3 protein-coding genes are annotated in these 4,108 nt (G+C 48.4%); all 3 read right to left on the reverse strand.

The window, feature by feature from the left end:
• Positions 1-1,290: 1,290 nt before the first annotated feature.
• On the reverse strand, positions 1,291-3,225 hold the full coding sequence (gene traI / locus L975_RS00820; protein ID WP_052181181.1) for a TraI/MobA(P) family conjugative relaxase: 1,935 nt from the start codon (positions 3,223-3,225) through the stop codon (positions 1,291-1,293).
• 1 nt (position 3,226) lies between these two features.
• Positions 3,227-3,577 (reverse strand): mobilization protein, encoded by a 351-nt coding sequence (locus tag L975_RS00825; RefSeq protein ID WP_047706681.1) that lies wholly within the window; start codon positions 3,575-3,577, stop codon positions 3,227-3,229.
• A 278-nt stretch (positions 3,578-3,855) separates the two neighbouring features.
• Positions 3,856-3,993, reverse strand: coding sequence for a hypothetical protein (locus tag L975_RS17975; RefSeq protein ID WP_156121037.1), 138 nt, complete (start codon positions 3,991-3,993; stop codon positions 3,856-3,858).
• Positions 3,994-4,108 lie beyond the last annotated feature (115 nt).

Here is a 4,108-nt window from a genome sequence, read left to right on the forward strand (position 1 = left end):
TACGGTAACAAACTCTTGAGTCCAACCCGTACAGACACGACAAATCGCCAGTGGCGGTAGCCATTGGTAACTGATTAAGAAGAGGAGCTTTGTATCACGGAGTTCTTGAAGTGAATTACCCGTTAGGGCTACACTGAAAGGACAGTTTATGGTGACTGTGCTCCTCTACAAGCCAGTTACCTTGGTTCATTGAGTTCTCTACGCTCTTTGAACCTGAAAAAGCCACCGTTATCGCGGTGGTTTTTTCTTTTCTGGGCAAAAGATTACGCGCAGGCAGCCCTATCGTCAACGGAACAAATCAGCGTGCATATCCGCCGGCATAGCAAATAACCCACCTTTCCATTGCCCCTTCTCCATCTAAAGCCCTATACACAATGCTCACCACTCATCCGTAATTACGTCATTTTAATTAATACATAACCGCTAAGTCAGACGAAAAACGATAACGAGCAACCCTACAGCCAATGCAAGCAATGCCAAATCTCTAGCCACAATGCCCAAAAGGATTAAACGCTCCAAAATACAGACCATACACCACCCCCGCCAATGAGATCTTTAAACATTGTTTAGCCTATTTAAACTGTTATGGAAGAGGCTTTATTGTGGGTATGAACATATTCAAGTGACACAAAAAAACGGTGTACCACGCTCTGGCACACCGTAAAGTACAACGCTTCTATGCGGGAGGAGCTATAAAGAACCTAAAGCAACCGAGAGAATTAATACTGAAAACTCAGTGTCAAACTCACCGAAAAATGATGACATGATCAAGATAGTGAGAAGTGAGATGGTGGCCAGCAAAAACAGCGGCGCGATAGGTCTAGACATACCAAGTCCCTTTTTAATGCAGAAATCCTAATGCGCACTATCTAGCGAACTAAGAAAAACGGCACGGAACATTGTGTAACCTTTGGTTAGCTTGACTGATAGCTCCCAATCCGCACATTTACCATAATCGACATTTCCCGCACCGCCTAAATCGCTTTCAGAGCGTTTTTCATGTCAAAGGCAAGGAAACGTACCGCTAGGGGTGAGAAAAGCGCCCAGAATCGCGCCTGTGAGTTTTTAGCGCATGAATAATCATGCAATGCAGCGTAGGTTTTGTGGTTTGAACAAAAAAACGGGCTAATGCCTTCAAAAGTGCCTGTTACGATGCCCAGCGCAGCAGGGCATGAAAGGCGCGCTCGATGTATATCGTGATCACCAAAGCTGATACGCCGTAGAACTGCGAACGCGCAGCGCGGCAAAATCACCCCCGCCCACTGCAAAGCCGCTTTTAAGGTCGTGCCGTTAAGGTTTTGGGGCTGAGTATGCCCGTGGAGGGGTTGGCCTGTTTTCTGGTTCGGGTCTTGGGGTTGGGCGCTGGACTGGCTCAGGGATGTTATATCCCGCCATTTGGCGTTGTGCTGGGTGCGTTAGATGAACTTTTTTGCCTGTGTCATGGTTGAACTTCGGCACGTATTTGATCAAGGCGCTCACAAACTCTTTTTCGCCGCGAACTTCCACACGTTCGCCGCTTTTTTCATTGGTAATGTGCAATGCCATAGCAACGTTCTTGCCCTTTTCTTCTGGGGCTGTGGCGATTTCCATGAACAAACCACGGTCAAGCAGAACGGGCTTGTTACCTGACATGTAAACTACTGCTCCATCACGCTTAACCTGTACATCGTAGCCACGAATTTGAGCCGGTTTAATGTCATCAGCAACAGCATGCAGAACGATGTTGTTAGAAATCGCTGGGGTTCGATTTTTACGTTTCTCTCTGTACGCCCATCCCCGCAATTGAGAGATAGCGGCGGTATCATGCCGTGTTGCTTGCGCCTCAACCCATGCACGATAAGACAACACAGAATTCCCAGGCATCGCTTTCAAGGCTTCGCGTTCAGCGCGAATTTCTAAGCGTAATGCGGCCATGCTCTTTAACTTGTCGATCTCTAACGCACGGTACATGAGCTTACGCAGTAGCGGATCTCGTTGAGTTTGGCGGACATTGTTTTTACGGATGCGATAGCTCGCCGCCAGTTCACGGTAACGGGTTCGTACTTCGTCTGCTGTAATGGTTTTTCGTTCAAACCCGTTCTTGTAAGACTTGTAACGGGCGATCAAATCTTCACGCGCCATAGCTCGTTGTACGCGTCGTTCAGCTCGCGCTCCACGATCACGACTATGCAAGCGGCAATCATACTGAGATTGGATATTTACTGGCGTTAACAGCACCTCTTTACCCGCCTGATTAACTTCACGGATAACGGCTGCAGGGGTGAATTTGCCGATCAACTCTTGCTGTGATTGCAGGGTTAATTCTGGGTGTATATGGCTCGCTTTAACCGGATGCTGGCTTTCGTTTGCGAGGTCGTAAACGGCTAGCCCTTCACCTTTAGGACGTAGCTCCAAGCCAGCGGCAATCATGATGTTATGAACATCTGCCCAGTCATAGCCATCTTGGAGAAACAGCTTATCTAGCTTGTTGCGACACTGCTCGACGGCATACGAATACAGGCTTTCCATGTCTTTAAAGATCTCCAGTTCTCGCACAGCGGAGGGTACTGGTTTAAAGAAATGATGCTTGCGAACTACCGCCCCATCATCGTTAACCATGAATGCCCCGTTAACATGCTGCCACTTGTATTTCAGCTCCATTTCACGACAGCAACGGTCTAGCGTGAAGTGATCATTGTACAGTGATGCTGCCCTGTAACTTTTCGGGTTAACACGGTTAACGGTCATGTGGCAGTGCAGGTTATCGGTGTCGTCATGAATAGCGAAAACATACTGGTGATCGGCCATCCCCAACGCTTTCATACAATGACGAGCAGAATCGAATACCTGTTCTGGCGTAGGCTTTTCAGCCTCTGGCCAAGACAAAATCACGTGGTAAACAGGGTCTTTGCAATGCGCGTTTTGCATTGCGACCATATTCATTTCACTGGCGGCGGTAGGCAAAGAGAAACAGTTGGTTTCAGTCATAACGTCACCACAGCGCAGCTGCTGACGCCCATCAGGAAAGGTGGCAACAACATCGGCTGAGTTCGGTAACGGGTTGCGAGTTGCGTACCCTACGAGGTCATTAAAAATGACAGACTCAGCGCGTGATTTACGGACGAAGGGTTTTTCAGGCGATAGCGTTTCGCCCATCTCCAAATCATCACGTAAAGTGGTGTAGGAGACGAGTTTCAGAAAGCTAGATTCACCATCACGCCGCTTTGGCGGCACCTTCGCGAGCACGTTATTTTCCGTTGTTGTCGTTGTTAAGGCTGCTTGCCTCAAAGTTCAAAAACGCCATTTGCTGGGCGGTTAAGGTGTCTGCAAATTTCTTGCTTAACTCGGCAGTCATAACCCCTCGTTTCTCCATCTCTGTGTAGAGATGTTTGAGCAGTCCACCTTGTTTTAAAATCTCATTCATCTGCTTGGTGTCACCCTTTGGAACAATGCGACGACCAAGAGCTGAACGCCGAAGAAATTCACCTGCGCTTATCCCTGCCGCCTTAGCACTGGCGACCACTTGAGCCTTTTCTTCTGGTAACCAACGGATGCCCAAAAACAGGACTGTCCTTTTACGGTTCTCGCTTTTGCTCACTCAAGTTATCCGTTCAAATGATGGTGAATTTACAGTAATAGGGTGTCGGGACGGAGTCCTGACCAAGGCGTTTTGTTGGAGCGTCACCGTGGTGGCGGTTCAACAAAACATACCTTGTCCCCGACTTCACCCAAATATACAAAAAAAATGCGGCGCATAATAGCACCGCATTCATGACCAACTGAGATTAACCACCTAATCAAGCAAGAACATAGGACAAGCACGCCTAGAGAAAGCGTTCATGTGGAAAAGCTAGGACAGCAAAGCTGACCGGAGCTTTACGCACAATCACGCTTGCCGATCAGCGGAACGGCAAGATGCGCTCCGCGCCCAATAAGTTTTTTTTGATGTTTTAGAAAAGCAGAGAGCGGGCGTAAGGAAAGACGAAGGTATGGCATGGCAGGTGCTTTTTCCAAAGGCTCCGCCCTCCTGATGAGCTTCACAGAAAACAGGCGTTTCCGGTGCTCAAATCAAGAGTGGCGAAACCCGAATCGGACTTAAAGATCCCCCCCATTTCTGGTGGGTCGCTCC

The sequence above is a fragment of the Plesiomonas sp. ZOR0011 genome (assembly GCF_000800945.1).
Taxonomy (GTDB): Bacteria; Pseudomonadota; Gammaproteobacteria; order Enterobacterales; family CAMTGL01; genus Plesiomonas; species Plesiomonas shigelloides.